20 protein-coding genes, 1 other RNA gene and 1 pseudogene are annotated in these 26077 nt (G+C 62.8%); 8 read left to right on the top strand and 14 right to left on the bottom strand.

Going from position 1 to position 26077, the window contains the following annotated elements:
* Window positions 1-2: 2 nt before the first annotated feature.
* From aroA to gyrA, 7 genes and pseudogenes are all read right to left on the bottom strand, one after another.
* The gene (aroA, locus tag ACFSQR_RS06465) at window positions 3-1313 is read right to left on the bottom strand and encodes a 3-phosphoshikimate 1-carboxyvinyltransferase (RefSeq protein ID WP_377729030.1); all 1311 of its coding nucleotides are present in this window, start codon (window positions 1311-1313) and stop codon (window positions 3-5) included.
* A 117-nt stretch (window positions 1314-1430) separates the two neighbouring features.
* A pseudogene (locus ACFSQR_RS06470) lies at window positions 1431-2315 on the bottom strand (prephenate dehydrogenase); the annotation flags it as partial.
* The gene (gene hisC / locus ACFSQR_RS06475) at window positions 2227-3333 is read right to left on the bottom strand and encodes a histidinol-phosphate transaminase (RefSeq protein ID WP_377728819.1); all 1107 of its coding nucleotides are present in this window, start codon (window positions 3331-3333) and stop codon (window positions 2227-2229) included. The gene hisC and the pseudogene ACFSQR_RS06470, both read right to left, overlap by 89 nt.
* 23 nt (window positions 3334-3356) lie before the next feature.
* The gene (gene pheA, locus ACFSQR_RS06480) at window positions 3357-4427 is read right to left on the bottom strand and encodes a prephenate dehydratase (protein ID WP_377728820.1); all 1071 of its coding nucleotides are present in this window, start codon (window positions 4425-4427) and stop codon (window positions 3357-3359) included.
* Between the two features lie 61 nt (window positions 4428-4488).
* The gene (gene serC, locus ACFSQR_RS06485) at window positions 4489-5577 is read right to left on the bottom strand and encodes a 3-phosphoserine/phosphohydroxythreonine transaminase (protein ID WP_377728821.1); all 1089 of its coding nucleotides are present in this window, start codon (window positions 5575-5577) and stop codon (window positions 4489-4491) included.
* A 15-nt stretch (window positions 5578-5592) separates the two neighbouring features.
* The gene (locus ACFSQR_RS06490) at window positions 5593-6165 is read right to left on the bottom strand and encodes a DUF2059 domain-containing protein (RefSeq protein ID WP_377728822.1); all 573 of its coding nucleotides are present in this window, start codon (window positions 6163-6165) and stop codon (window positions 5593-5595) included.
* Window positions 6166-6221: 56 nt separating this feature from the next.
* Window positions 6222-8891: a DNA gyrase subunit A gene (gene gyrA, locus ACFSQR_RS06495; RefSeq protein WP_377728823.1), complete on the bottom strand. Its 2670-nt coding sequence runs from the start codon at window positions 8889-8891 to the stop codon at window positions 6222-6224.
* Window positions 8892-9222: 331 nt separating this feature from the next.
* Between gyrA and ompA the strand changes: the two genes are divergently transcribed.
* The 5 genes from ompA to ssrA all read left to right on the top strand — a co-directional run bounded on the left by ompA (window position 9223) and on the right by ssrA (window position 12651).
* A complete protein-coding gene (gene ompA, locus ACFSQR_RS06500) occupies window positions 9223-9945 on the top strand; it encodes an outer membrane protein OmpA (protein WP_377728824.1) in 723 nt (240 codons plus the stop codon).
* Window positions 9946-10042: 97 nt separating this feature from the next.
* Window positions 10043-10738, top strand: a complete 696-nt coding sequence (ubiG, locus tag ACFSQR_RS06505; protein ID WP_377728825.1) for a bifunctional 2-polyprenyl-6-hydroxyphenol methylase/3-demethylubiquinol 3-O-methyltransferase UbiG — start codon at window positions 10043-10045, stop codon at window positions 10736-10738.
* A 23-nt stretch (window positions 10739-10761) separates the two neighbouring features.
* Window positions 10762-11451, top strand: a complete 690-nt coding sequence (locus ACFSQR_RS06510; RefSeq protein WP_377728826.1) for an HAD family hydrolase — start codon at window positions 10762-10764, stop codon at window positions 11449-11451.
* Between the two features lie 182 nt (window positions 11452-11633).
* Window positions 11634-12257, top strand: a complete 624-nt coding sequence (locus ACFSQR_RS06515) for a glycine zipper 2TM domain-containing protein (RefSeq protein ID WP_377728827.1) — start codon at window positions 11634-11636, stop codon at window positions 12255-12257.
* 33 nt (window positions 12258-12290) lie between these two features.
* Window positions 12291-12651: a transfer-messenger RNA gene (gene ssrA / locus ACFSQR_RS06520) on the top strand.
* 61 nt (window positions 12652-12712) lie between these two features.
* Here the strand turns inward: ssrA and ACFSQR_RS06525 are convergent.
* The 4 genes from ACFSQR_RS06525 to ACFSQR_RS06540 are packed head-to-tail and all read right to left on the bottom strand — an operon-like array spanning window position 12713 to window position 14653.
* A complete protein-coding gene (locus ACFSQR_RS06525; RefSeq protein WP_377728828.1) occupies window positions 12713-13420 on the bottom strand; it encodes an MBL fold metallo-hydrolase in 708 nt (235 codons plus the stop codon).
* A gap of 27 nt (window positions 13421-13447) precedes the next feature.
* The gene (locus ACFSQR_RS06530; protein WP_377728829.1) at window positions 13448-13882 is read right to left on the bottom strand and encodes a DUF6691 family protein; all 435 of its coding nucleotides are present in this window, start codon (window positions 13880-13882) and stop codon (window positions 13448-13450) included.
* A 10-nt stretch (window positions 13883-13892) separates the two neighbouring features.
* Window positions 13893-14324 carry a YeeE/YedE family protein gene (locus tag ACFSQR_RS06535; protein ID WP_377728830.1) on the bottom strand — a complete coding sequence of 144 codons (432 nt, stop codon included), beginning with the start codon at window positions 14322-14324 and terminating at the stop codon, window positions 13893-13895.
* Window positions 14321-14653 carry an ArsR/SmtB family transcription factor gene (locus ACFSQR_RS06540; protein WP_377728832.1) on the bottom strand — a complete coding sequence of 111 codons (333 nt, stop codon included), beginning with the start codon at window positions 14651-14653 and terminating at the stop codon, window positions 14321-14323. Before ACFSQR_RS06540 ends, ACFSQR_RS06535 begins: the two co-directional genes overlap by 4 nt.
* A 248-nt stretch (window positions 14654-14901) precedes the next feature.
* On the opposite strand from ACFSQR_RS06540, the gene ACFSQR_RS06545 reads away from it, so the two are divergent.
* The 3 genes from ACFSQR_RS06545 to ACFSQR_RS06555 all read left to right on the top strand — a co-directional run bounded on the left by ACFSQR_RS06545 (window position 14902) and on the right by ACFSQR_RS06555 (window position 24058).
* Window positions 14902-22776, top strand: coding sequence for a VCBS domain-containing protein (locus tag ACFSQR_RS06545; RefSeq protein WP_377728833.1), 7875 nt, complete (start codon window positions 14902-14904; stop codon window positions 22774-22776).
* Window positions 22777-22967: 191 nt separating this feature from the next.
* Window positions 22968-23513: an SRPBCC family protein gene (locus tag ACFSQR_RS06550; protein WP_377728834.1), complete on the top strand. Its 546-nt coding sequence runs from the start codon at window positions 22968-22970 to the stop codon at window positions 23511-23513.
* 272 nt (window positions 23514-23785) lie between these two features.
* The gene (locus ACFSQR_RS06555) at window positions 23786-24058 is read left to right on the top strand and encodes a hypothetical protein (protein WP_377728835.1); all 273 of its coding nucleotides are present in this window, start codon (window positions 23786-23788) and stop codon (window positions 24056-24058) included.
* Between the two features lie 80 nt (window positions 24059-24138).
* Here the strand turns inward: ACFSQR_RS06555 and ACFSQR_RS06560 are convergent, their stop codons facing one another.
* The 3 genes from ACFSQR_RS06560 to ACFSQR_RS06570 all read right to left on the bottom strand — a co-directional run bounded on the left by ACFSQR_RS06560 (window position 24139) and on the right by ACFSQR_RS06570 (window position 26038).
* Window positions 24139-24732, bottom strand: a complete 594-nt coding sequence (locus ACFSQR_RS06560) for a type 1 glutamine amidotransferase domain-containing protein (RefSeq protein WP_377728836.1) — start codon at window positions 24730-24732, stop codon at window positions 24139-24141.
* Between the two features lie 67 nt (window positions 24733-24799).
* Window positions 24800-25111 carry a MerR family transcriptional regulator gene (locus ACFSQR_RS06565; RefSeq protein WP_377728837.1) on the bottom strand — a complete coding sequence of 104 codons (312 nt, stop codon included), beginning with the start codon at window positions 25109-25111 and terminating at the stop codon, window positions 24800-24802.
* 15 nt (window positions 25112-25126) lie between these two features.
* A complete protein-coding gene (locus ACFSQR_RS06570; protein WP_377728838.1) occupies window positions 25127-26038 on the bottom strand; it encodes a DnaJ C-terminal domain-containing protein in 912 nt (303 codons plus the stop codon).
* Between the last annotated feature and the right edge of the window lie 39 nt (window positions 26039-26077).

Genomic DNA, 26077 nt, shown 5'->3' on the forward strand with positions numbered 1-26077 from the left:
CGCTATACCGCAATGCTAGCAAATGCAGCGAAGTAGTCAGGGAAAGTTTTTGCGACACAGCCCGGATCGTTGATGCGCTGCGGCGCGCCCTGGCGCAGTGCGCCGTCCAGCGTCGCCAGCGAGAAGCACATCGCCATCCTGTGGTCGTCATAGGTGTCGATGGTGGCGGGCAGGATGCGCTGCGGCGGCGTCACGCGCAGGTAGTCCGCGCCCTCTTCCACCGTGGCGCCCAGCTTGCGCAGCTCGGTCGCCATTGCGGCGATGCGGTCGGTTTCCTTGACCCGCCAGCTGGCGATATTGCGCAGTGTGGTGGTGCCGTCCGCGTACAGCGCGGCCACCGCGATCGTCATCGCCGCATCGGGTATGTGGTTGAAGTCCATGTCGATGGCCTTGAGCGGCCCGTTCGAACGCGCTTCGATCCAGTCGTCGCCGCGGGTGATGGTGGCGCCCATCGCTTCCAGCGCTTCGGCAAAGCGCACGTCGCCCTGGATCGATTCGCTTCCCACGCCCTGGACCCGCACCGGGCCGCCCGCAATGGCGCCGGCGGCCAGGAAGTAGGACGCGCTCGATGCGTCGCCTTCGACGTGGATCGTGCCCGGCGACGCGTAGTGCGCGCCCTGGCGCACGGTGAAGCTCTGCCAGCCTTCCTGCGCGACCGACACGCCGAAGCGGCGCATCAGGTTCAGGGTGATCTCGATGTACGGCTTGGAGATCAGCTCTCCCACCACTTCGATGCGCACGTCGCGTTCGCCCGCCATCAGCGGAGCGGCCATCAGCAGCGCAGTGAGGAACTGGCTCGACACGTTGCCGCGCACCTGGATCGGCGCATCGGCGAACTGGCCGCGCCCGATGTGCAGCGGCGGATAGCCGGGCTGGCCCGTATATTCGATATTGGCGCCGATGGCATTCAGCGCATCGACCAGGTCGCCGATCGGCCGCTCGTGCATGCGCGGCACGCCGCGCAGCGTGAAGTCGCCGCCGATCACCGCCAGCGCCGCAGTCAGCGGGCGGATCGCGGTGCCTGCGTTCCCCATGAACAGGTCGGCGGATCCATTCGGCAGCACGCCGCCGGCGCCGTGCACCAGGTGCGTGCGTTCGTCCACGCGCTCCCAGCCGATGCCGAGGGCGCGCAGCGCTTCCAGCATCACGTGGGTGTCGTCCGATTCGAGCAGGTCCAGGATGCGCGTGCTGCCTTGCGAGAGCGCGGCCAGCAGCAGTGTGCGGTTGGAGATCGACTTGGAGCCTGGCAGTCGCACGTCTCCCTGTACCCGGTGGACTGGCGCGAGGTCGAGGTGGTGCGGGCGGTCGGTCATGGTGTTCTCGGTGTCGGGGACGGTGTCCTGGCGGGGACGGTCCCCGGCTTCGATAGTCGTAATCCAGCGCTCGCGCGCGCGCTGTGCGTTGCTGTAGATGCCCTCAAGACCGCGCGCATCCTGCGCCGCAAGCATCTGCCGCATGGCGGTCAATTGTGCCAGATACGCATCCAGCTCGCCGAGCAGCGCCTCGCGGTTCGCAAGCGAGATGTCGCGCCACATCTCCGGCGACGATCCGGCAATGCGGGTGAAGTCGCGAAAGCCGCTGGCCGCGTACTGGAACAGCAGCCCGGCGTGCGGCTTGTTGGCGATGTCGTCCACCAGCGCATACGCCAGCAGGTGCGGCAGATGGCTCACCGCAGCGAACACCTTGTCGTGCTCTTCGGGACTGAGCATATGCAGGACCGCGCCGCAGCTGCGCCACGCATGGGACACGCGGTCGATGCTGGCCTTTGCATTCCCGGGCAGCGGCGTGAGCACCACCTTCTTGCCGTCGTACAGGTCCGCCACAGCCGCATCGGGCCCGTTGCTTTCGCGTCCCGCGATCGGATGGCCGGGCACGAACTGGCCGATCCGCTCGCCCAGCACCGCCCGCGCGGCGGCAACCACGTCGGACTTGGTACTGCCGGCGTCGGTGACGACCGTATTCGCCTCCAGGTACGGCAGCAGCGACGCCAGGATGCTGGCTGTCTGCGCCACAGGCGCCGCAATCAGCACCAGGTCCGCGTCGCGCATGGCGTCCTGCATCGAGGACGCCACTTCATCGACAATGCCAAGTTCGAGCGCGCGCGCCGTCGCTTCAGGATGGCGTCCCACGCCGACGATCCGCTGGGCCGCATTCGCGGCCTTGAGCGCCAGCGCGAACGAGCCGCCGATCAGCCCAACGCCAACGATGACGACCTTGCGCAGCACCTCAGCCCAGCGCCTTCCTGAGCGCCTCGATGAAGCGCTCGTTTTCGTGCGGCAGTCCGATCGACACGCGCAGCCACTGCGGCAGCCCATAGTTCCCCACCGGACGCACGATCACGCCCTGTTTGAGCAGCGCCAGGTTGACGCGCGCGCCCGCCTGGTCATCGTCGCCGACCTTCACCAGCACGAAGTTGCCGTATGACGGCACGTACTGCAGGCCCAGTTCCTCGAACGCCTGCACGAAGCGCCGGTAGCCTTCGGCGTTATTCTTTGCGCTCTTCTCCAGGAATTCCCTGTCGTCGAGCGCGGCGATGGCGGCAGCCTGCGCCAGCGAGTTGACGTTGAACGGCTGGCGCACGCGGTTCATCAGGTCGGTCGGCACCGGCTGCGCGATCGCGAAGCCGACGCGCAGTCCCGCCAGGCCGTACGCCTTGGACAGCGTGCGCGAGACGATCAGGTTCGGATACTTGCGTACCCACGCGGTGGATTCGTACTGGTTTTCGGCGGAGAGGAACTCGTTGTACGCCTCGTCCAGCACCACGATCACATGCGGCGGCACCTTTTCCAGGAAGGCCTCGATCTTGTCGGCCGACAGGAAGGTGCCGGTCGGGTTGTTCGGATTGGCGATGAACACCAGGCGCGTATCGGCTTCGATCGCCTCGGCCATCGCATCGAGGTCATGACCGTAGTCGACCGCCGGCGTCACGATCGCGCGCGCGCCGATGCCCTGCGTGGCCAGCGCGTACACGGCAAACGAATACTGCGAGTAGACGATCGACTCGCCCTTCTGCACGAACGCCTTGGCCGCGATCTCGAGGATGTCGTTGCTGCCGTTGCCCAGCGTGATCCAGTCGGACGGCACGTCGTAGCGCTTGGACAGCACCTGCTTCAGTTCGAACGCATTGGCGTCCGGATAGCGGCCCAGGTCTGCGGCAGCTTTGGCCATGGCACGCTGGCTCGATTCCGGCATGCCGAACGGGTTCTCGTTGGATGCAAGCTTGACGATGTTCGCCTCGTCGAGGCCGAACTCGCGCGCCACTTCGGCAATCGGCTTGCCGGCCTGGTAGGGTGCGAGGGCGCGGACGTAATCTGGACCGTACTGGTGGGACATTTGAAAGTTTCCTGTAGTGTGAATCAGAGACTGACGGGATAGGAGCCGAGCACCTTGAAGAACGGCGCTTCCGCTTGCAGTTCCCCGAGCGCGGCGGCCACTGCGGCATCCTGCCGGTGGCCTTCGAGATCGACATAGAAATAGTATTCCCACGTGCCCATGCGCGCCGGGCGCGACTCGAAGCGCGTCATCGACACGCCGTGCTTCGCCAGCGGCGCGAGCAGGTGGTACATGGCGCCGGCCTTGTTCGGCGCTGCCAGCACCAGCGAGGTCTGGTCGTGGCCGGACGGACTGGTGTGCAGGCGCCCGATCACGGCAAAGCGCGTGCGATTGTGCGGGTCGTCCTGGATGTGCGCCTGGACCACGCCGAGGCGGTACTGCTCGCCCGCCATCTCGCTGGCGATGGCCGCGACAGTGGCGTCATTGCTGGCCAGGATCGCCGCTTCCGCGTTCGACGCGACCGCGCGCCGCTCGATGCCCGGGAAGTGCAGGTTGAGCCAGGCCTGGCACTGCGCCAGCGCCTGCGAATGCGCGCAGATGACGGTCACGCCGTCCATGCTGCCGGTTTTGGTCATCAGGCTGTGGTGCACGGGGATCGAGACTTCGCCGCTGATCACGGTGGTGGTCGCGAGCATCAGGTCGAGCGTGCGGTTGATGGCGCCTTCGGACGAATTCTCGACCGGGACCACGCCGAAATCGGCGGTGCCCGCTTCGGTGGCGCGGAACACTTCGTCGATGGACACGCAAGGCAGCGTTTCGATGGCGCTGCCGAACTGCTGGTAGACCGCCTGCTCGCTGAACGTGCCGGACGGGCCGAGATAGGCTACCGTGACGCGCTTTTCCAGCGCGCGGCAGGCGGACATGATCTCGCGGAAGATGGTCTGGACTTCATGCGCGCCAAGCGGGCCGGGATTGCGGTCGGCGACGGCGCGCAGCACCTGGGCCTCGCGCTCGGGACGGAATACCGGGGCGTTGGTCTCGGCCTTCACATGGCCGACTTCCTGGGCGAGCCGGGCGCGGCGGCCGAGCAGGTCGAGGATCTGCGCGTCGATGGCGTCGATCTGCTCGCGGAGTGGCGTAAGTTTGTCGGTCATTGTTCGCGTAGTCAGCAATGGGGCCCTAGCAAGGGGCCGCTACCGGCCAGGGCTGGCGCCCTTAGCGGCCGGCGAATTCGTTCAGGTAGTCGACCAGCGCGCGGACGCCCTCGACCGGCATCGCGTTGTACAGCGATGCCCGCATGCCGCCGACGGACTTGTGGCCCTTCAGCTGCAACAGCCCGCGCGCCTTCGCGCCGGCCAGGAATTGTTCGTTCAGCGACTCGTCGCGCAGGAAGAACGGCACGTTCATGCGCGAGCGGCAGCTCCGCTCGACCCGGTTCTGGTAGAAGCCGTCTGCGTCCAGCGCCTCGTACAGCAGCGTCGCCTTCTCTATATTACGCTTCTCGAGCGCGGCCACCCCGCCCTGCTTCTTCAGCCACTGGAAGGTCAGGCCCGCGATGTAGATCGAGTAGGTGGGCGGCGTGTTGAACATGGAGTTCGCGTCCGACACCAGCTTCCAGTCGAAGATCGACGGGCAAATGGGCAGCGCGTGGCCGATCAGGTCTTCGCGCACCAGCACGATGGTCAGGCCGGCCGGGCCGATGTTTTTTTGCGCGCCCGCGTAAATGACGCCGTATTTCGACACGTCGACCCGGCGCGACAGGATGTGCGAGGACATATCCGCCACGATGGGCGTATCGCCCTGCACCGTCGGCACAAAATTGAATTCGACGCCGTCGATGGTCTCGTTGGTGCAGATGTGCAGGTACGCGGCGTCCGGGGTGAGCTGCCAGCTTTCCTGCGGCGGGATATGCGTGAACGCTCCGCCTGACGGCGCCGCGGCGACATTGACGTTGGCGTAGCGGCGCGCTTCGGCGATCGACTTGCCGGACCAGGAACCGCTGTGCACGAAGTCGATGGTGGCGGGCTGCGGCTTGCGGCCCACCAGGTTCATCGGGACGATGGCGTTTTCGCCCAGGCCACCGCCCTGCAGGAACAGCACGCGGTAATTGGGCGGGACATCGAGCAGCTCACGCAAGTCGCGTTCGGCCTGCTCGATGATGGACATGAACTCGGGCCCGCGGTGACTCATCTCCATGACCGACATGCCGCTGCCATGCCAGTCCAGCATCTCGGCGGCAGCCTGTTCCAGCACTTCCTTTGGCAGGACTGCCGGCCCTGCCGAGAAATTGAAGACGTGAGTCACTGTGGGACGCGCTCCTTATTTGGCCGGCGTGGCGCCACCCTGCATGATGTGCATGACACGCTGCTGCAATGCCTGCACGCGCGGCGCCACCACCTGCTGGCCGATCTGCATCGATTCGGCCGTCAGCTGCGGCAGCACCTGCATGGTCTTTGCGCCCAGCGGCGTCTTGTAGAAGCGCGCCAGCTCGACGATTTCGGCGGTCGTGAAATAGCGTGCGTAGAGCGCAGGCATCCGGTCCATGATCTCGTCGATCAGCTTGGGATCCTCGAGCGACTGGCGCACCGTCGCCACCAGCTCGGGCATCTTTTGCTGGATCAGCGCCATGACTTCCTTGCGCTGCGCATCGGACAGGTTCTGGCGGTCGAGCTCCTGCTCGACGGATTGCTGCATCAACTGTGGCAGCTGCGCGGTCAGTTCCGTCATCAGCGCCTTCATCGTGTCGCGGTACTTCATGCCTTCGAGCATGTCCTTGACCGCCGCGGCGGTGCGCTGGTCCACGGCCGACGGCGCCGCAGCGGGCGCATTCGCCATCGCCAGTGGGCTGGCAAAGGCCAGCGCGGTGAGTACTGCTGCTGCAAGCTTCTTCATGTTTTATCTCGATGTGCGTCCGTCACCCGGCCTGGGGCCGGATGACAGGAACAGGTTTACTCGTCCGCGGGCGGATTGCCGACGGAGGGAGCGCGCGACTCAGGCTCTTCGACCTGCAGGGAGGCCGGCAGTTCCGTCACGTCTTCCACGTCCGACTCGACCACGCGCTGCAGGCCGGACAGCTTGGTGCCGTCTTCCACCGCGATCAGGGTCACGCCCTGGGTCGCGCGGCCCATCTCGCGGATCTCGGAAACGCGGGTGCGGATCAGCACGCCGCCGGTCGTGATCAGCATGATCTCGTCGCTTGGCGTGACCAGGGTTGCCGCCACCACCTTGCCGTTACGCTCGGAGGTCTGGATCGCGATCATGCCCTTGGTGCCGCGGCCGTGGCGGGTGTACTCGGTGATCGGAGTACGCTTGCCGAAGCCGTTCTCGGTTGCGGTGAGCACCGACTGCTGCTCGTTTTCCGCCACCAGCAGCGCGATCACGTTCTGGCCTTCTTCCAGGTTCATGCCGCGCACGCCGCGCGCGGTACGGCCCATCGGACGCACGTCGTTCTCGTCGAAGCGCACGGCCTTGCCGGCGTCCGAGAACAGCATCACGTCATGCGCGCCATCGGTCAGCGCAGCGCCGATCAGGAAGTCGCCCTCGTCCAGGTCGACCGCGATGATGCCGGCCTTGCGCGGGTTGGAGAAGTCGCGCAGCGGCGTCTTCTTCACGGTACCCAGGCTGGTCGCCATGAACACGTAGTGATCTTCCGGGAAGCTGCGGTTTTCGCCCGACAGCGGCAGCACCACGGTGATCTTCTCGTTGTCCTGCAGCGGGAACATGTTGACGATCGGCTTGCCGCGCGAGTTGCGCGAGCCCTGCGGCACTTCCCATACCTTCAGCCAGTACATGCGGCCGCGGTTCGAGAAGCACAGGATGTAGTCGTGCGTGTTGGCGATGAACAGCTGGTCGATCCAGTCTTCCTCTTTGGTCGCCATGGCCTGCTTGCCGCGTCCGCCGCGCTTTTGCGCGCGGTACTCGGAGATCGGCTGCGACTTCATGTAGCCGGTGTGGGACAGCGTGACCACCATGTCCTGCGGCGTGATCAGGTCCTCGGTGCCCAGGTCGGTCGCGTTCTGCTCGATGGTCGAGCGGCGCTCGTCCTTGATGCCGTATTCGGTGATCGCGGCATTCAGTTCGTCGTTGATGATCGCGGTCACGCGGGCCGGCTTGGACAGGATGTCCAGCAGGTCGGCGATCAGCGCCATCACGTCCTTGTACTCGCTGACGATCTTGTCCTGTTCCAGGCCGGTCAGGCGCTGCAGGCGCATCTGCAGGATTTCCTGCGCCTGGTCGTCGGACAGCTTGTACAGGCCGTCGGCCTGCATGCCGTAATGCTTCGGCAGGCTCTCCGGACGGAACGCATCGATGCCGCCGATGGTGTCGCCCTCGCCCGTGCGGGCCAGCATTTCGCGCACCAGCGACGAATCCCAGGCGCGGTTCATCAGCTCGGTCTTGGCGACCGGCGGCGTCGGCGCCGCCTTGATGATCGCGATGAACTCGTCGATGTTGGCCAGCGCCACCGCCAGGCCTTCCAGCACGTGGCCGCGTTCGCGCGCCTTGCGCAGGTCGAACACGGTGCGGCGGGTGACCACTTCGCGGCGGTGCGACAGGAACTCGACCAGCATCTGCTTCAGGTTCAGCAGCTTCGGCTGGCCGTTGACCAGCGCGACCATGTTCATGCCGAAGGTGTCCTGCAACTGGGTTTGCTTGTACAGGTTGTTCAGCACCACCTCAGGCACTTCGCCGCGCTTGAGCTCGATCACCACGCGCATGCCCGACTTGTCGGACTCGTCGCGGATGTCGGAAATGCCTTCCAGCTTCTTGTCGCGCACGTTCTCGGCGATACGCTCGAGCAGCGACTTCTTGTTGACCTGGTACGGCAGCTCGTCCACGATGATCGCGGTGCGGCCGCCTTCCTTGCCGAATTCCTCGAAGTGGGTCTTGGCGCGCATCACCACGCGGCCGCGGCCGGTGCGGTAGCCGTCGCGTACGCCGGATACGCCATAGATCGTGCCGCCGGTCGGGAAGTCCGGCGCCGGGATCAGTTCGATCAGCTCGTCGATGGTGCAGTCCGGGTTGGCCAGCACGTGCAGCGCGCCGTTGATCACTTCCGTGATGTTGTGCGGCGGGATGTTGGTCGCCATGCCGACCGCGATACCGGCCGAGCCGTTGATCAGCAGGTTCGGGATGCGGGTCGGCAGGACGGTCGGTTCCTTTTCCTTGCCGTCGTAGTTCGGCTGGAAGTCGACGGTGTCCTTGTCGATATCGGCCAGCAGCTCGTTCGCGATCTTGTCCAGGCGGCACTCGGTGTAACGCATTGCCGCCGCGTTGTCGCCGTCGATCGAGCCGAAGTTGCCCTGCCCGTCCACCAGCGTGTAGCGCAGGGAGAAGTCCTGCGCCATGCGCACCAGCGTGTCGTAGATCGACGCGTCGCCGTGCGGGTGGAACTTACCCATGACGTCACCGACAACACGCGCGCACTTCACGTACGGGCGGTTGTAGACGTTGTTCATCTCATGCATGCCGAACAGGACGCGGCGGTGCACCGGCTTCAAGCCATCGCGCACATCCGGCAGCGCACGGCCCACGATCACGCTCATTGCGTAATCGAGGTAGCTCTTGCGCATCTCTTCTTCGAGGGAAATCGGGATTGTTTCTTTTGCGAATTGATCCATTGGCAGGGCGTGCTCTCAGGCTGTAGTTATACGTGCGGGACAACCGTTCGATTCTAGCATGTCGCAGGGTGCCGCTGCGTAAAACCTTGCCCGCCGACAGAGAGCAGGATCAACAAAAACTGATCGATTCGATAACGCAAATGCATGCCATTTAACTATGTTGCACAAAAACAACGTAGCCTATATGATTCAGTTTCGATTGATCTGGCGCTCTACATGTCGATGATGCCAATGTGGCAAAATGACGAAAAGCTAATTGTACGTTTCACAAGACGCGTGCATGCCGATAGGCAGCCGGAGCTGTGACATTCACCGAAAAGGAACCCATAACATGAACAAGATCTTCGCGCTCGTATTCGCCGCTGCAGCGGCGATGGCGGGCAGCGCAGCGGCGCAAACGCCGACCGCGCCGCCATTCGCGCCCCTGACCACCGATGTCATGGCCAGCACGCCGCACAGCGCCTACGTGCAGGATGCACGCGGCGTCATCGTCCGCAATCCGTTCGGCCTGTGCTGGCGCACCGGCTACTGGACCCCGGCCGATGCGGTGCCAGGCTGCGACCTGCCGATCTGCGTCGAGCCTGAAAAGCTGGTCGACGGCAAGTGCGTGGCGCCTCCGCCACCTCCTCCGCCGCCACCACCGGCTCCGGAGCCAACGCCTGAGCCGGCCCCGGCCGCGCCAGTGCCGACTTCGGAAAAAGTCAGCTACAGCGCCGATGCGTTCTTCGACTTCGACAAGGCCGTGCTCAAGCCGGAAGGCAAGCAGGCTCTGGACGAACTGGCTGCCAACATCCAGGGCGTGAACGTCGAGGTGATCATCGCCGAAGGCCACACCGATTCGATCGGCACCGACCAGTACAACGAAAAGCTGGCCATCCGCCGCGCTGAATCGGTCAAGAAGTACCTGGTCTCGAAAGGCATCGCCGCTGACCGCGTCTATGTCGAAGGCAAGGGCGAGAAGCAGCCTGTGGCCGACAACAAGACCCGCGCCGGCCGCGCCAAGAACCGCCGCGTTGAAATCGAAGTGGTCGGCACGCGCGAAGTGACCAAATAAATAACGCTCCGGCGTCAGGTTAAGAAAACCCCGCTCCGGCGGGGTTTTTTCTTATCTGCGCGCCTTGCTCAACAAGTTTTCCGCTATCATCGCTCCCATGAACGCAGACCCGCACGAAATCGAGAAATTCAGCGAACTGGCCCATCACTGGTGGGACCCCACGTCCGAGTTTCGCCCGCTGCACGACATCAATCCCTTGCGCCTTGAATGGATCAACGCGCGCGCGCCCCTGCACGGCAAGGATGTCATCGACATCGGCTGCGGCGGCGGCATCCTGTCCGAATCGATGGCCAAAAAAGGCGCCCGCGTCACCGGCATCGACCTGTCCAAAAAAGCGCTCAAGGTCGCCGACCTGCACTCGCTGGAATCGGGCATCGAGATGCGCTACAAGCACATCTCGGCCGAGGACATGGCCGCACTGGAGCCGGGCAAGTTCGATGTCGTGACCTGCATGGAAATGCTGGAACACGTGCCAGACCCCGCGTCGATCGTGCGCGCCGCGTCGATGCTGGTCAAGCCGGGTGGCCACGTGTTCTTCTCGACCCTGAACCGCAACCCTAAAGCGTGGCTGTTTGCCGTCATCGGCGCCGAATACATGCTGCGCATGCTGCCCAAGGGCACGCACGACTACGCCAAGTTCATCACGCCGGCCGAACTGTCGCAGTTCATCCGCAACGCCGGGCTGCAGGTCGAAGGCTTCAAGGGCCTGGGCTACAACCCGCTCACGCGCATGTACTCGCTCAACGACGACACCGACGTGAACTACATGGTCGCCTGCACGCGTCCACTCTGATACCTACTGCTCCTGTTTTTGCCATGATCCGTCCACCATTCCCGGCGCCGCGCGCCATCCTGTTCGACCTGGACGGCACCTTGGCCGATACCGCACCGGACCTGGCTGCTGCCGTCAACCTGTTGCGCACCACGCGCGGGCTGGAACCGACGCCGTACGCCATCCTGCGCCCGACCGCATCGGCCGGCGCGCGCGGCATGATCGGCGCGGCCTTCGGCCTGACGCCGGCCGACGAAGGCTACGAGGCACTGCGCCTGGAGTGGTTCGACAACTACCAGAATGCGATGGCAGTCCACAGCACGCTGTTCGATGGCATTCCAGAGCTGCTGAAAGGGATTGTCGATGGCGGCATGGCATGGGGCATCGTCACCAACAAGCCGTCCCGCTTTACCGACCCGCTGGTGGGGATGATTGGCCTGGATCACGCAGGTTGCGTCATCTCGGGCGACACCATGCCGCAACCGAAGCCGCATCCGGGACCGTTGCTGGAAGGCGCGCGCCGCCTTGGGATCGCGCCGGAGCTGTGCTGGTACGTCGGTGACGACCAGCGCGACGTTGAAGCCGGCCGCGCGGCGGGCATGCTGACCGTTGCCTGCACCTGGGGCTACTGCGGCGCCGTCGATCCCGCCACCTGGGGCGCCGACGTCCTGCTCGACACCCCATCGGCCCTGCTCGACCTCCTGCTCTCCACCGCCGGCGCCCTCGCCGCCTGAGCTTCTATCCATAGAGGCACCCGCCGTCATCCCAGCGAGAGCTGGGATCCATACTGAGCATGCAAGGACGTCGTCCATTGCCGTGCTAACACATGCTTACGTTTGAAACAGGCTTGTGCCTACCTGTTTCAGCGGTTCATCGTTAATCTACCCATGCAGCACAAACACTCATGGAGAGAAAAATGGAAACGATCAAAACCGCTAGCCGCATTCACCCACTGATGGCCACCGCAGCCGTATCGGTCATCCTGGTCAGCCTTGTGGGCACCGCCGCGATTACCGGCATGATCCCGTCGTCGAACGCGATCCCGGCGCCGAGCGCCGTGCCGCCGTCCGCGATGGTTGCTGCCGCCGCGCCAGGAATGCAGCCAATGGCCGCGCTGCCGGCCCAGGCCCAATTCCAGCCAGCGCTTGCGCAGGCACAGTTCCAGCCGGTCGCAGCGCCACCCGCTGCGATCCAGTACCAGCCTCCTGGCGCGACCGCACCGGTGACTTACGTTCCGGCCGTCGCAAAGGCTGAGCCGGCGCCGAAGGCGCAGCCGAAGCCGAGGACCCGCACGGTAGAAAAGGTGGTGTACCGCGACCGCTACGTGCAGGCGCCGCAGCGCACCTATGCGCCTGCCCCGGCTCCCGCTCCGGTCGCCAAACAGCCTAACTATATGGCAATGGGCCTCGGCGCCGTAGTTGGCGGCCTGGCCGGCAACCAGATCGGCGACGGCAACGGCCGCAAGGCTGCGACGGTCGCCGGCGTGATCGGCGGCGCGATGCTGGGCAATCACATCGCCAACCGCCAGCAACAGCAGTAATCTGGCGATTGGAGTACAATGTAAGTTCTGCTTGGGGGCGACCTGGTTTCGACGTGGGTTGCAAAGCAGCGCAGGGCATACCGAGGCCTGGTTACCTCGTAAATACACCCAGAAATCAATAACTGCAAACGATAACTCGTACGCACAAGCAGCCTAACGGCCGCTAGCCCTTCACCACCTCGTCCCTGGGGTGGGCTGGCAACAGCATGAAGGGTCATTTACAGGGAATCGCACTTGGCCGGGTCACTTGGTCAAGTGTTAAATCTAAGGTGACTCGTCTTGCCAAAGCGTGCACGTCCGCGTTGTCAAGATTAAATTAAATGGCAGTGCTAAGTATGTAGAACTGTCTGTAGAGTGCTTGCGGACGCGGGTTCAATTCCCGCCGCCTCCACCAATATTCATCGATGTTAAAAGCGCCGTCCATGTGACGGCGTTTTCATTTTCCGCCATCGTTCTTAGTGGCGTTCTTCCGGCCGTACCCCCAGGTTCTGGTTCGCAGGCACTGCAATGTCGATCATCCTCGGTTTCGGCAAGTTCAGGGATGCCATCAGCGTTGCAAAGTCCTCCTTGCTGCGGTGGGCAAGACGGGAGTTGTGCTCCTTCTCCCATCCAATGGTCGACACGGATTGCCCTTTATAGTCATGCCCCGGCCACACCCGCGTCGTATCGGGCAGCTTGAACAGCTTGCCGACCACGCTGTCATACAGCGCCGCCGAGCTGCCGCTCTGGAAATCGGTCCTTCCGCAGCCATCGATCAGCAGGGTATCGCCCGTGAACACATTGCCGCGCCACAGATAGCTGACGCTGCCCGCAGTGTGGCCCGGCGTGTGGATCACCTTGATCTGTTCGTCCTTCCCAAAGCGAATGATGTCGCCGTCGTTCAGTTGCACCTCGGCCGGAGCGATGCCGCAGCCCGCAGGCACGGCCGCTTTCGCGCCAGTTACTTCGCGCAACTTGCCGGCCGCTGTCACATGGTCGGCGTGGGCATGGGTTTCGAGCACGTAGGCAAGTTCGAGTCCCAGCCGCTTCAGATGCGCGAGGTCGCGCTCCCAGTGATGGTCAACGGCATCGATAATGACCGCCGACTTGTCGTCCTCACCGACGAGGATGTAGGTGAAAGTCGAGGATTCGGTATCAAACAACTGGATAGGATTGATGTTCATCGTTCTCTCCTGTGAGCGAGTCGTTTCTCAGGCGGCGGACGCATGACGCGCCGTCATGCGCTCCATCATCTCGAAAATCGCCATGCCGGTGACCATCGCTGCGACAAAGATCAGCGGCTTGGCGCCACCGGACACCAGCGATGCCAATGCAGGGCCAGGACAATAGCCGGCCAGCCCCCAGCCAGCGCCGAAGGCCAGGCCGCCCAGCACAAGTCGCCGGTCGATCTGCGTCGCGGTCGGAAGGCGCATGACGTCGCCGAGAAGCGATTTGTCGCGCTTCGACGCAAACTGGAACGCGATGACGCCTACAAGTATTGCACCAGCCATGACAAAGCCAAGGGATGGATTCCATTGCCCGGCCAGGTCGAGGAAGCCGATTACCTTGGCGGGATCCGTCATGCCGGAGATGATCAGGCCGATGCCAAATACCAGGCCGGCGACGAGCGCGAGGAAGATGTGCATGATGTGCTCCTTAACCAATGAGATGGCGGACGATAAACACGGTAACGAAACCGGCCCCCATGAATGCAGCCGTCGCCACCAGCGAGCGCGGGGACAGCCTGGACAGCCCGCAGACGCCGTGGCCGCTGGTGCAACCCGACCCATACCGCGTGCCGATACCGACTAGTAAGCCTGCCACGATCAGCGTACCCACCCCGGCGTCAACCTGCACCGCGGGAAGCGGTGCAAAGAACACGTACACCAATGGCGACGCCACCAGGCCGAGAAGGAAGGCGACGCGCCACGCAGAGTCACCTTTTGGCCGCTGGAGAAGCCCTCCGAGAATGCCGCTGATACCGGCGATCCTGCCGTTGAACAAAACGAACATGGCTGCTGCCAGCCCGATGATGGCCCCACCAGCCAGTGAGGCCCATGGCGTAAAGCCCGCCCAGTCGATCGTCATGATGTAGCTCCTTCGGGTTGAACACAATAAAGCTGGTACAGCACCTGCATTACAGCCATCGCCTCGTTACTCGCGATGCTGTAGTAAATCTGCTTGCCTTCCCGCCGGGTGGTCACCAGCGCTTCGTCCCGCAGAACGCCGAGCTGCTGCGACAAGGTTGGCTGTTGGATCCCTACGGTGGTTTCCAAGTCACTGACGCACATCGGCCCCTGCGTAAGCTGGCACAACAGCAAGAGACGGTCGGGATTTGCGAGCGCTTTCAGCAGGCCACCGGCTTGCGAAGCAGCGGCACGCATGGCAGCGAGATCAATGTTGGCGGATTCAATCATCGGTGAGGTGAACGAAATTAGAACGTACTCACATTATACCAGAAAATATAATATGCACTTGCATATCGTTCGATAGGACTTGGCTGCACCCCGGCCTCGATGTTGCGTTCATTTGTCGCCGCAGGGAACTAGTACATTCGTACTCCCAGAATCATCCCTACGTCTCATGCCTACCAAGCGTCGTCAAACTAAAGTAACCCAACATCAATTCCGTGCGAACGGAAACAGTTACGTTGAAGGGAACAATCATGACGACAAGCGGCGCACAGATCCTGACGGGCACGACGAGCAACGACATCCTGATCGGCGGCTCCGGAAGTGACACACTCAACGGAGGCGCAGGTAGCGATACCCTCAACGGCGGCTCCGGCAACGACACCTTGATCTACGACGTCGCGACAGGTACGGCGCAAACGAAGGACATCTACACTGGCGGATCAGGCATCGATACGCTGATGCTGCGCTTTACGCTGGAACAATGGCTCAATGCGAGCAATCAAACCCAGATCGCCAACTACCTGGCCCATCTGGCTGCGGTCCGCAATAGCAACACCGGAGAAGTCTCGAACAGCACCAAGAGCGACTTTGTGTTCACGTTTGGCACATCGACGCTGACGATCCAGATGAACGAACTGCTGCGCGTCTTTGTTGATGGCGTAGAGCTCGATCCTGCAGACCAGCTGGTGACGGCCACCAACGACATCGCGGCGGGGACCGAAGAAGGCGCGGCCACCACGATCAACGTGCTGGCCAACGACATGGTGCCCGACCTGGTGAAATCGGTCGCCCTCGCTTCCGGACCGGCACACGGCGTCGCGACGCTGATGAAGCCGAATGCGAACGTGCCCTCCTCCTGGTACTTCAGCTACGTTCCCGATGCCAGCCACCATCAATACCTGTCAAGCGGCCAGAGCGCCACCGATACTTTTACATATACCGTGTGGGATGCGGATGGGGACAGCAGCACCGCAACCGTGACGATCACGATCACCGGTTCGAATGACGGCGTGACCATCACCAGCGCCACCCAGACCGGGGCAGTCGTGGAGGACACCACCGGCACCGCCAGCGGCACGATTACCTTCAACGATATCGATCTCGCAGATAGCCACACCGTATCGTTCAGCTCAACGAGAAGCACAAATCTTGGCAGCTTTTCCCTCGCTGCGGTGAACGAGGCAGCTGGTGCAGCCAACGGCTCGGTGGTTTGGACTTACACGCTGGACAGCGACGCGGCCCAATACTTGGGAGCCGACGAGTCGGTGACAGAAGTTTTCACCGTCCAGGTCGATGACGGCAACGGATCGATCACCACCCAGGACGTGACGATCACGATCACCGGCACAAATGATGTGGTAACGGTCACCTCGAGCGCGCAGTCAGGCGCAGTCACTGAAGACACCACAGCTGAAGCCAACGGCACCATCACATTCGATGACGCGGACCTGACCGACTTGCATTCGGTCAGCTTCGTCGCGGCAGCGACAAACACGACTGCCCTCGGCACGTTCGCACTGGGCGACGTGACTGAAGCTGCCAACACGGTCGGCGGCTCGGTAGGCTGGACCTACACCATCGACGACGCGGCAGCCCAGTACCTGGGCGTGGACGAATTCGCCACTGAAACCTATACGGTGGAAGTCGATGACGGCAACGGATCGACCACCACTCAGGACGTTACGATCACGATCACCGGCACCAATGACGACGTCCTCATCACCTCGGACGTGCAAGCCGGCGGTGTCACCGAAGACACTACCGCCGAAGCCAACGGCACCATTACTTTTGATGATGCCGATCTAACCGACTCGCATTCGGTCAGGTTCGTCGCGGCTGCGGCAAATACGACAGCCCTCGGCACGTTCGCACTGGGCGACGTAACCGAAGCTGCCAACACAGTTGGCGGCTCGGTCGGCTGGACCTACACCATCGACGACGCGGCAGCCCAATACCTGGGCGTTGACGAGTTCGTCACTGAAACCTATACGGTGGAAGTTGATGACGGCAACGGATCGACCACCACCCAAGACGTGACGATCACGATCACCGGCACCAATGACGACGTCCTCATCACCTCGGACGTGCAAGCCGGCGATGTCACCGAAGACACTATCGCGGAAGCCAACGGCACCATTACATTCGACGATGCCGATCTGACCGACTTGCATTCGGTCAGCTTCGTCGCGGCAGCGGCAAATACGACTGCCCTCGGCACGTTCGCACTTGGTGACGTGACTGAAGCTGCCAACACGGTCGGCGGCACAGTCGGCTGGACCTACACGAACGACGACGCGGCAGCCCAGTACCTGGGCGTGGACGAATTCGTCACTGAAACCTATACGGTGGAAGTCGATGACGGCAACGGATCCACCACCACCCAGGACGTGACGATCACGATCACCGGCACCAATGATGTGGTAACGGTCACCTCGGGTGCGCAGTCAGGCGCAGTCACCGAAGACACGGCACCGGCCGCAGCTACCGGGACCATTACATTCGATGACGCGGACCTGACCGACTCGCATTCCGTCAGCTTCGTCGCGGCTGCGGCAAATACGACAGCCCTCGGCACGTTCGCACTTGGCGACGTGACTGAAGCTACCAACACGGTTGGCGGCACGGTCGGCTGGACCTACACGATCGACGACGCGGCAGCCCAGTACCTGGGCGTGGACGAATTCGTCACCGAAACCTATACGGTGGAAGTTGATGACGGCAACGGATCCACCACCACCCAGGACGTGACGATCACGATCACCGGCACCAATGACGACGTCCTCATCACCTCGGACGTGCAAGCCGGCGGTGTCACCGAAGACACTATCGCGGAAGCCAACGGCACCATTACATTCGACGATGCCGACCTGACCGACTTGCATTCAGTCAGCTTCATCGCGGCAGCGACAAACACGACAGCCCTCGGCACGTTCGCACTGGGCGACGTGACTGAAGCTGCCAACACGGTTGGCGGCTCGGTCGGCTGGACCTACACCATCGACGACGCGGCAGCCCAATACCTGGGCGTGGACGAATTCGTCACTGAAACCTATACGGTGGAAGTTGATGACGGCAACGGATCCACCATCACCCAGGACGTGACGATCACGATCACTGGAACCAATGACGACGTCCTCATCACCTCGGACGTGCAAGCCGGCGGCGTCACCGAAGACACCACCGCTGAAGCCAACGGCACAATTACATTCGACGATGCCGACCTGACCGACTCGCATTCGGTCAGCTTCGTCGCGGCAGCGGCGAACACGACAGCCCTCGGCACGTTCGCACTGGGCGACGTGACTGAAGCTGCCAACACCGTTGGCGGCTCGGTCGGCTGGACCTACACGATCGACGACGCGGCAGCCCAGTACCTGGGCGTGGACGAATTCGTCACTGAAACCTATACGGTGGAAGTCGATGACGGCAACGGATCCACCACCACCCAGGACGTGACGATCACGATCACCGGCACCAATGACGACGTCCTCATCACCTCGGACGTGCAAGCCGGCGGCGTCACCGAAGACACTACCGCGGAAGCCAACGGCACCATTACATTCGATGACGCGGACCTGACCGACTCGCATTCCGTCAGCTTCGTCGCGGCTGCGGCAAATACGACAGCCCTCGGCACGTTCGCACTTGGCGACGTGACTGAAGCTACCAACACGGTTGGCGGCACGGTCGGCTGGACCTACACGATCGACGACGCGGCAGCCCAGTACCTGGGCGTGGACGAATTCGTCACTGAAACCTATACGGTGGAAGTCGATGACGGCAACGGATCCACCACCACCCAGGACGTGACGATCACGATCACCGGCACCAATGACGACGTCCTCATCACCTCGGACGTGCAAGCCGGCGGTGTCACCGAAGACACTATCGCGGAAGCCAACGGCACCATTACATTCGACGATGCCGACCTGACCGACTCGCATTCAGTCAGCTTCGTCGCGGCAGCGGCGAACACGACAGCCCTCGGCACGTTCGCACTGGGCGACGTGACTGAAGCTGCCAACACCGTTGGCGGCTCGGTCGGCTGGACCTACACGATCGACGACGCGGCAGCCCAGTACCTGGGCGTGGACGAATTCGTCACTGAAACCTATACGGTGGAAGTCGATGACGGCAACGGATCCACCACCACCCAGGACGTGACGATCACGATCACCGGCACCAATGACGACGTCCTCATCACCTCGGACGTGCAAGCCGGCGGCGTCACCGAAGACACTATCGCGGAAGCCAATGGCACCATTACATTCGACGATGCCGACCTGACCGACTCGCATTCGGTCAGCTTCATCGCGGCTGCGGCAAATACGACAGCCCTCGGCACGTTCGCACTGGGCGACGTGACCGAAGCTGCCAACACGGTTGGCGGCTCGGTCGGCTGGACCTACACGATCGACGACGCGGCAGCCCAATACCTGGGCGTGGACGAATTCGTCACTGAAACCTATACGGTGGAAGTCGATGACGGCAACGGATCGACCACCACCCAGGACGTGACGATCACGATCACCGGCACCAATGACGACGTCCTCATCACCTCGGACGTGCAAGCCGGCAGCGTCACCGAAGACACTATCGCGGAAGCCAACGGCACCATTACATTCGACGACGCCGACCTGACCGACTCGCATTCGGTCAGCTTCGTCGCGGCAGCGACGAACACGACTGCCATCGGCACGTTCGCACTGGGCGATGTGACCGAAGCTGCCAACACGGTTGGCGGCTCGGTCGGCTGGACCTACACCATCGACGACGCGGCAGCCCAATACCTGGGCGTTGACGAGTTCGTCACTGAAACCTATACGGTGGAAGTCGATGATGGCAACGGATCGACCACCACCCAGGACGTGACGATCACGATCACTGGAACCAATGACGACGTCCTCATCACCTCCGCAGCTCAGGCTGGCGAGGTCACTGAAGACACTACCGCGGAAGCCAACGGCACCATTACATTCGACGACGCCGACCTTACCGACTCGCATTCGGTCAGCTTCGTCGCGGCAGCGGCGAACACGACAGCCCTCGGCACGTTCGCACTGGGCGACGTGACTGAAGCTGCCAACACCGTTGGCGGCTCGGTCGGCTGGACCTACACGATCGACGACGCGGCAGCCCAGTACCTGGGCGTGGACGAATTCGTCACTGAAACCTATACGGTGGAAGTCGATGACGGCAACGGATCGACCACCACCCAGGACGTGACGATCACGATCACTGGAACCAATGACGACGTCATCATCTCCGGCGAAGCGCAGGCTGGCGCTGTGGCCGAAGACGGCAACGCTTCGGCCTCCGGGACGATTGATTTCACGGATGCCGACCTGACCGATACGCACACCGCAACGTTTACGGCCAACACCTCCACGCCGTATGGCACCTTCGATCTCGGCGATCCTGCCGACACCGACACCAGCGCAGCCGGAACGCTCGGCTGGACTTATGACATTGACGCCGAAAAGGCCCAGGGACTGGCAGCCGGTCAGGTCATCACCGAGATCTACACCGTTACGATCGGTGACGGCCATGGATCAACTTCGACCAAGGACGTGACAATCACCATCACTGGCGCAAACGACGACGTCGTCATCTCGGGCGAAGTGCAGGCTGGCGCTGTGGTCGAAGGCGGCACCGCTTCGGCCTCCGGGACCATCAATTTCACCGATGCCGACCTGACCGATACGCACACCGCATCGTTCACGGCGAACACCTCCACGCCGTACGGCACCTTCGATCTTGGCGATCCTGCCGACACGGACACCAGCGCAGCCGGAACGCTCGGCTGGACGTATGACATCGACGCCGAAAAGGCACAGGGACTGGCAGCCGGTCAGGTCATCACTGAGATCTACACCGTTACGATCAGTGACGGCCATGGATCGACTTCGACCAAGGACGTGACCATCACCATCACGGGCGTTAACGACGAAGTCGTCATCTCGAGCGAAGTGCAGGCCGGTGCCGTGGTCGAAGACGGCGTCCAGACGGCCGAAGGCACGATCAACTTCAGCGATGCGGACCTGACCGATACGCATACCGCCACCATCACTGCGTCGCCAGCGAATGCACTGGGAACGCTGACGCTCGCAAATCCAGCCGACAGCGCGAACAGTGCCGACGGAACGCTGGACTGGACGTATGAGCTCAATAACACGGCAGCCCAGGCGATCGCCGCCGGAGTCACCGTCACCCAGACCTACACTGTCTCCATCACGGATGGCACCTCAACCGCCACCAAGGACATCACGATCTCGATCACCGGCACCAACGATGCGGTCGTGATCACCTCGACTGCCCAAAGCGGCGCGGTCGCTGAGGACGGCACGGCATCGGCATACGGCACAGTTGAATTCAGCGATCTGGACCTGAGCGACACTCACACGCGTTCATTTACCTCATCCAGCTCGGCTCCTCTGGGGACCTTCGCTCTCGGAGCAGTTGTAGAGAGTGCGTCAACGGAGGCCGGAAGCATCAGCTGGACCTATTCGATCGACAACACCGCCGCGCAAAAACTGGCAGCCGGACAGACGGTGACGGAAACCTATACGGTCGCGGTAGACGACGGACACGGTTCAACACAAACCACCGATGTCGTCGTGACAATCAGCGGCGCGAACGACGTGGTCAGCATGACCTCCGGACCACAATCCGGGACTGCGGCCGAGGACGGCGTGGCACCGGTGGGCGGCACCCTCACCTTTACCGATGCTGACTTGACCGACACACATACCGCTTCATTCACCTCGTCGAACAGCACGGCGCTCGGCGTATTCGCGCTCGATCCGGTCAGTGAATCGGCCACGACAGCTAACGGATCCATTGCTTGGCATTACACCCTGACCAACTCCGCGGCTCAGTATCTCGCTGCGGGACAAAGTGTCGTGGAGAGCTTTACCGTTGCCGTGAAAGATGCGACTGGGTCCACAGCATCACAGGTCGTCACGGTGACGGTTACAGGCACCAACGATGCGCCTACTGTGACCTCGGCAACGAATACTGGCGCAGTAACCGAGGACGGCACGCTGTCGGCAACCGGCACGATCAATTTCACTGACGTCGACCTTACGGATAGCCACACTGCGACTGTTGTGGCACTGTCGAACGCAACATCGCTAGGCACTCTTTCGCTGGGAACGGTGTCGGAATCGCCTGGTGCCGCGTCGGGAACTGTAGGCTGGACCTACAACCTCAACAACTCGGCAGCGCAGTATCTGGCGGCTGGCCAAACCGTGACCGAGAACTATCGGGTCACAATCGACGATGGTAATGGCGGAACGGTGACTCAGGACGTCGCGATCACCATTACGGGAGCTCCAGACACGCCGCTCGGCCTCGCGATCGTCGTCAACAATCTTTCACCAGGCAATAACCTCCCAGGCTCTCCGATTGCGCACTTCGTCGGCAGCGGTGGCAACGGAAGCGGCTACACCTACTCGATGCCTGCGACCAACGGCCTCAGCTTGAGCGGTGCCGACCTGATTGGCACGCTCCAGACAGGGCAGGTGTACACCTTGAACGTGACCTTATCCGATGGATCATCATCGTATCAGGAGCAATTCAACATCATCACTGGCAACAACGATCCTCAAACGCTCAGCGGAGGTGCCGTCGATGATGTGATCTATGCGATGAATAGCGCATCCGGAACCGATATCGTTATCGCCGGCGCCGGTAACGACTGGTTGTTCGGACAGAACGGAAACGATGAGTTGCGTGGGGGAGCGGGCAACGACCAGCTTAGCGGCGGCGCGGCAGCGGATTTGTTCCTGTTCGATAGTGCACTTGATGCCTTGACCAACGTCGATACGATTATCGACTTTGGCGACAGTGGCTCAGATAACGACTACATCGGTTTGATGACCAGCATTTTTGCCGTGTCTTCGGGTGCGGGCGGAACGCTGGCTGCGAGCAATTTTGCCGCTAACGCCGGCGGTATCGCAAGCACGTCGTCGCATCGGATCCTATACGACACCAACACCGGAAACCTGTTTTACGATGCCGACGGAAACGGCGCAGGGGAAAAGATCCTGTTCGCGACGCTGGTCGGCAAGCCTTCAACGCTGGATGCAGGCGACTTTCTCGTCAATCCGCCGCCAAATTGGTAATTTGCCGAAGCGCGCTCCAAGGATAACGGCAACGTTCCCTGCAATGCCTTCATGGCGATTCGGGGAACGCAACGTTCTGTTCTTTTTCCTCGGAGTTACGTACACAGGCTTGGGGCGGAACTCATGTAAATTGGGCAGGCTACTGCGCGATACGCGCGCGGCTTTGCGTTATTAAGTGAAAGGAATTCCAAATGATGCTAAACCGAGTACTCACCGTGGCCGCCCTGGCCGTGGGCGGCATGGTGCTGTCCAAGCAACTCAAGAAAAACCGCGCCTCGGGCGCTGGTTCGTCGGTCATCGAGGCGATCGACGTCAAGGTGCCAGTCAGCACGGCCTACAACCAGTGGACCCAGTTCGAGGAGTTCCCTCGCTTCATGGACAACGTGCATGAAGTGCGCCAGCGCGACGACAAGCACCTGCATTGGCGCGCCGACGTGGCGGGCAAGGAAAAGGAATGGGATGTCGAGATCACGGAACAGATTCCCGACCAGCGTATCGCCTGGCGCAGCATGAGCGGGCCGTACAACGCTGGCGTGGCGACCTTCCACCGCGTCTCCGACGACACCTGCCGCGTAACGCTGCAGATGGACTACGAGCCCGAAACCCTGGCCGAGAAGGCTGGCGATCTGGTGGGTGCGATGCGCATGCAGGTGCGCAGCGACCTCAAGCGCTTCAAGGAGATGCTCGAATCGCGCGGCCACGAAACCGGCGCGTGGCGCGGGACGATCACGCACTGAAGCCCCGCCCCACATCGAAAGCCGCTGCCCAGGCAGCGGTTTTTTTTGGCTGCGGAACCGTCCCCCTGCGCCGGATCGGTCCGCCTACCGGACGGGACATTTGTACTGTAACAAATACTCTTTTCAGCTCATGTGTTGCTGGCGCGCCGGGGATACAGTATCCATACGGGACAAGCCGGCCACACGACCGGCGGCGTCCCACCGGGGAGAGAGGGACAGGCATGCATCCAGGGGACCGCCGCCAGGACTGGGCAACAGCGGAGAAGATCGAAATGGCGCTCAAGACCCGCCGTGCGTTTGACGAGCACACCGCGCAGCGCTTCGTCGAGCTGTCGGGGATTCCCGATGCGCTGGCGCGCAATGTGCTCGCGCGGCCACCCGGCCAGACGCGCAGTGAGCTGATCATGAGTCCCTCGCCGGACGACGCGCGGCGCAAACGGCCCAGGGCGCCCGGCGAAGCGGGGTTCGGGAAGGACTTGCAGCGAAGCGAGGGACAGTTTGGGCCGGAGGGAGGCCGGCGTCGCCAGAACGCTACGTCAGCCTGATGCCGTCATTCAGCGCGGGGTTCCCGGTGAAGTCGCCGCATCGAAGCTCAGTGGGTCCCAGCCTCCGCTGGGACCACGGCTCAGGACGAGGGGCCGGTGTCGGCGGCCTGGGGGTCGACGGCGAGCGCTTCGAGGATCGCCTTGTTGAAGGCCGGGATGTCGTCCGGCTTGCGGCTCGTGATCAGGCGGCCGTCGATCACGACTTCTTCGTCGCTCCATTCGGCGCCCGCGTTGACCAGGTCGCAGCGCAGGGTCGGCCAGCTGGTCAAATGCCTGGAGCGCGCAACGCCCGCATCGATCAGCGGCCATGGCCCGTGGCAGATCGCGGCAATGAGCTTTTGCTCGTCAGCGAACGCCTTGATGAAGGCAATCGACTCGGCCGACTGGCGCAGCTGGTCGGGATTGGCAACGCCGCCCGGCAGTAGCAAGGCATCGTAATCGCCTTCATTCGCCTGCTTGACGTTGAGGTCAACCTTGAACTTGTCGCCGTGGTCCAGATGGTTGAAGCCCTGGATCTCCTGGCCGGCGTCCTTGGGCGAAATGAGTGTCACGCTGGCGCCGTGCTGTTCGAGGAATTCGCGCGGCCTGGTGTACTCCACCTGCTCGACGCCATCCGTCATCAGGACCGCAATGCGCCGGCCGGACAGCCGCTGGCTCTGGTTGTTCGGTTCCATTCGAGTCTCCCTGTGTGGTTCACTGTTGACCACGATTGTAGGGAGCATTGCACGGCTGTGGCGTTCCTTACTCCAGGCCAAGTGCACGCAGGCGCGCGCGCAGGCGGCGCACTTCCAGCAGCAAATCGTCGACCAGTCCGGCCAGTTCTTCGCCCGCCTCGAACCTGCGCTCGATCTCGATGATGCTGCGCGCGCGCCGCAGCGCAGAGCTGCCGAAGCGCCACTGCGTGATGTGCACCTCGGCCTGCTCACCCAGTACGCCGGCTTCCACATGGCGCACCACCCATTCCGGTTCCACAGCGCAGGCGTGCGCAAACTCGTCCAGCCCGAGCATGATCTCGTCGAGCGGCACGCCCTGGACTGCTTTGCCTTGTTCCATCTTCCGCTGTCCCCCCTACTTCCTCGGGTTGAAGGTTGCCAGTCCGCGCGCCATTGCTTCGTACAGTTCGCGCGCCTTGGGCATGTTCGACGGTGGCAGCACGACTTCGAGCACCAGGTACAGGTTGCCCGGAACGCCGCCCGGCAGGCCGCGCCCTTTCAGGCGCAGCTTGCGTCCGGTCTGCGAATTGGCCGGCACATTCACGCTCACGCTGCCCGACGGCGTTTCGACCTCGATGTCGCCACCCAGCGCCGCTTCCCACGGCGCGACCGGCACCGTCTGGTAGACGTCCTTGCCCTCGACGTGGAAGCGCTTGTCCTCGCTGAAGCGGATCTCCAGGTACAGGTCGCCCGGGCCGCCGCTGCCCGGCTGGCCCTGACCCGCCAGCCTCAGCTGCTGCCCGGGAGTCACGCCGGGCGGGATCGCCACCGTGAGCTTGCGGTCCTCCATCGTGATGCGCCCGTTCTCGTGCTTCGGCACGCGCAGGCTGATCGTGTGGCTGGCGCCGGTATAGGCTTCGCGGATGCCGATCGAGATCGATGCATGCAGGTCCTCGCCCCGCATCTGGAAGCCGCGTCCGCCGCCGCGTGCGCCGCGCCCGCGGCCGATGTTGGCGAACAGGTCCGCGAAAAGGTCTTCTCCCCCGCCATCCTGGCCGAAATCGAAGTCGTAGCCCCAGTTGGGCGGCGGACGGAAACCTTCGCCCTGGCGCGGCGCCTGGCCCAGCTCGTCGTAGGCGGCGCGCTTTTCGGGGTCGCCCAGGACGTCGTAGGCTTCGTTCAGTTCCTTGGTCCTGGCATCGGCATCTTTTTCCTTGCTGACGTCGGGATGGTACTTCCGGACCAGCTTGCGGTAGGCCTTCTTGATGTCCTCGGGAGAGGCGTTCTTTTCGACGCCAAGCGTCGAGTAGTAATCCTTATATTCCACGAGCGTCACCCAAGTGTTGGTTTTTTCAATCCTACTCCA

Origin of the sequence: Pseudoduganella sp. GCM10020061 (assembly GCF_042683405.1) — a bacterium.
In the GTDB taxonomy this organism is placed as follows: Bacteria; Pseudomonadota; Gammaproteobacteria; order Burkholderiales; family Burkholderiaceae_D; genus Telluria.

Bases quoted from the DNA above. Each gene is read 5' to 3' on its own strand.
- aroA (WP_377729030.1), bottom strand. From the start codon at position 1,313: ATGACCGACCGCCCGCACCACCTCGACCTCGCGCCAGTCCACCGGGTA.
- hisC (WP_377728819.1), bottom strand. From the start codon at position 3,333: ATGTCCCACCAGTACGGTCCAGATTACGTCCGCGCCCTCGCACCCTAC.
- pheA (WP_377728820.1), bottom strand. From the start codon at position 4,427: ATGACCGACAAACTTACGCCACTCCGCGAGCAGATCGACGCCATCGAC.
- ACFSQR_RS06490 (WP_377728822.1), bottom strand. From the start codon at position 6,165: ATGAAGAAGCTTGCAGCAGCAGTACTCACCGCGCTGGCCTTTGCCAGC.
- gyrA (WP_377728823.1), bottom strand. From the start codon at position 8,891: ATGGATCAATTCGCAAAAGAAACAATCCCGATTTCCCTCGAAGAAGAG.
- ompA (WP_377728824.1), top strand. From the start codon at position 9,223: ATGAACAAGATCTTCGCGCTCGTATTCGCCGCTGCAGCGGCGATGGCG.
- ubiG (WP_377728825.1), top strand. From the start codon at position 10,043: ATGAACGCAGACCCGCACGAAATCGAGAAATTCAGCGAACTGGCCCAT.
- ACFSQR_RS06510 (WP_377728826.1), top strand. From the start codon at position 10,762: ATGATCCGTCCACCATTCCCGGCGCCGCGCGCCATCCTGTTCGACCTG.
- ACFSQR_RS06515 (WP_377728827.1), top strand. From the start codon at position 11,634: ATGGAAACGATCAAAACCGCTAGCCGCATTCACCCACTGATGGCCACC.
- ACFSQR_RS06525 (WP_377728828.1), bottom strand. From the start codon at position 13,420: ATGAACATCAATCCTATCCAGTTGTTTGATACCGAATCCTCGACTTTC.
- ACFSQR_RS06530 (WP_377728829.1), bottom strand. From the start codon at position 13,882: ATGCACATCTTCCTCGCGCTCGTCGCCGGCCTGGTATTTGGCATCGGC.
- ACFSQR_RS06535 (WP_377728830.1), bottom strand. From the start codon at position 14,324: ATGACGATCGACTGGGCGGGCTTTACGCCATGGGCCTCACTGGCTGGT.
- ACFSQR_RS06540 (WP_377728832.1), bottom strand. From the start codon at position 14,653: ATGATTGAATCCGCCAACATTGATCTCGCTGCCATGCGTGCCGCTGCT.
- ACFSQR_RS06545 (WP_377728833.1), top strand. From the start codon at position 14,902: ATGACGACAAGCGGCGCACAGATCCTGACGGGCACGACGAGCAACGAC.
- ACFSQR_RS06550 (WP_377728834.1), top strand. From the start codon at position 22,968: ATGATGCTAAACCGAGTACTCACCGTGGCCGCCCTGGCCGTGGGCGGC.
- ACFSQR_RS06555 (WP_377728835.1), top strand. From the start codon at position 23,786: ATGGCGCTCAAGACCCGCCGTGCGTTTGACGAGCACACCGCGCAGCGC.
- ACFSQR_RS06560 (WP_377728836.1), bottom strand. From the start codon at position 24,732: ATGGAACCGAACAACCAGAGCCAGCGGCTGTCCGGCCGGCGCATTGCG.
- ACFSQR_RS06565 (WP_377728837.1), bottom strand. From the start codon at position 25,111: ATGGAACAAGGCAAAGCAGTCCAGGGCGTGCCGCTCGACGAGATCATG.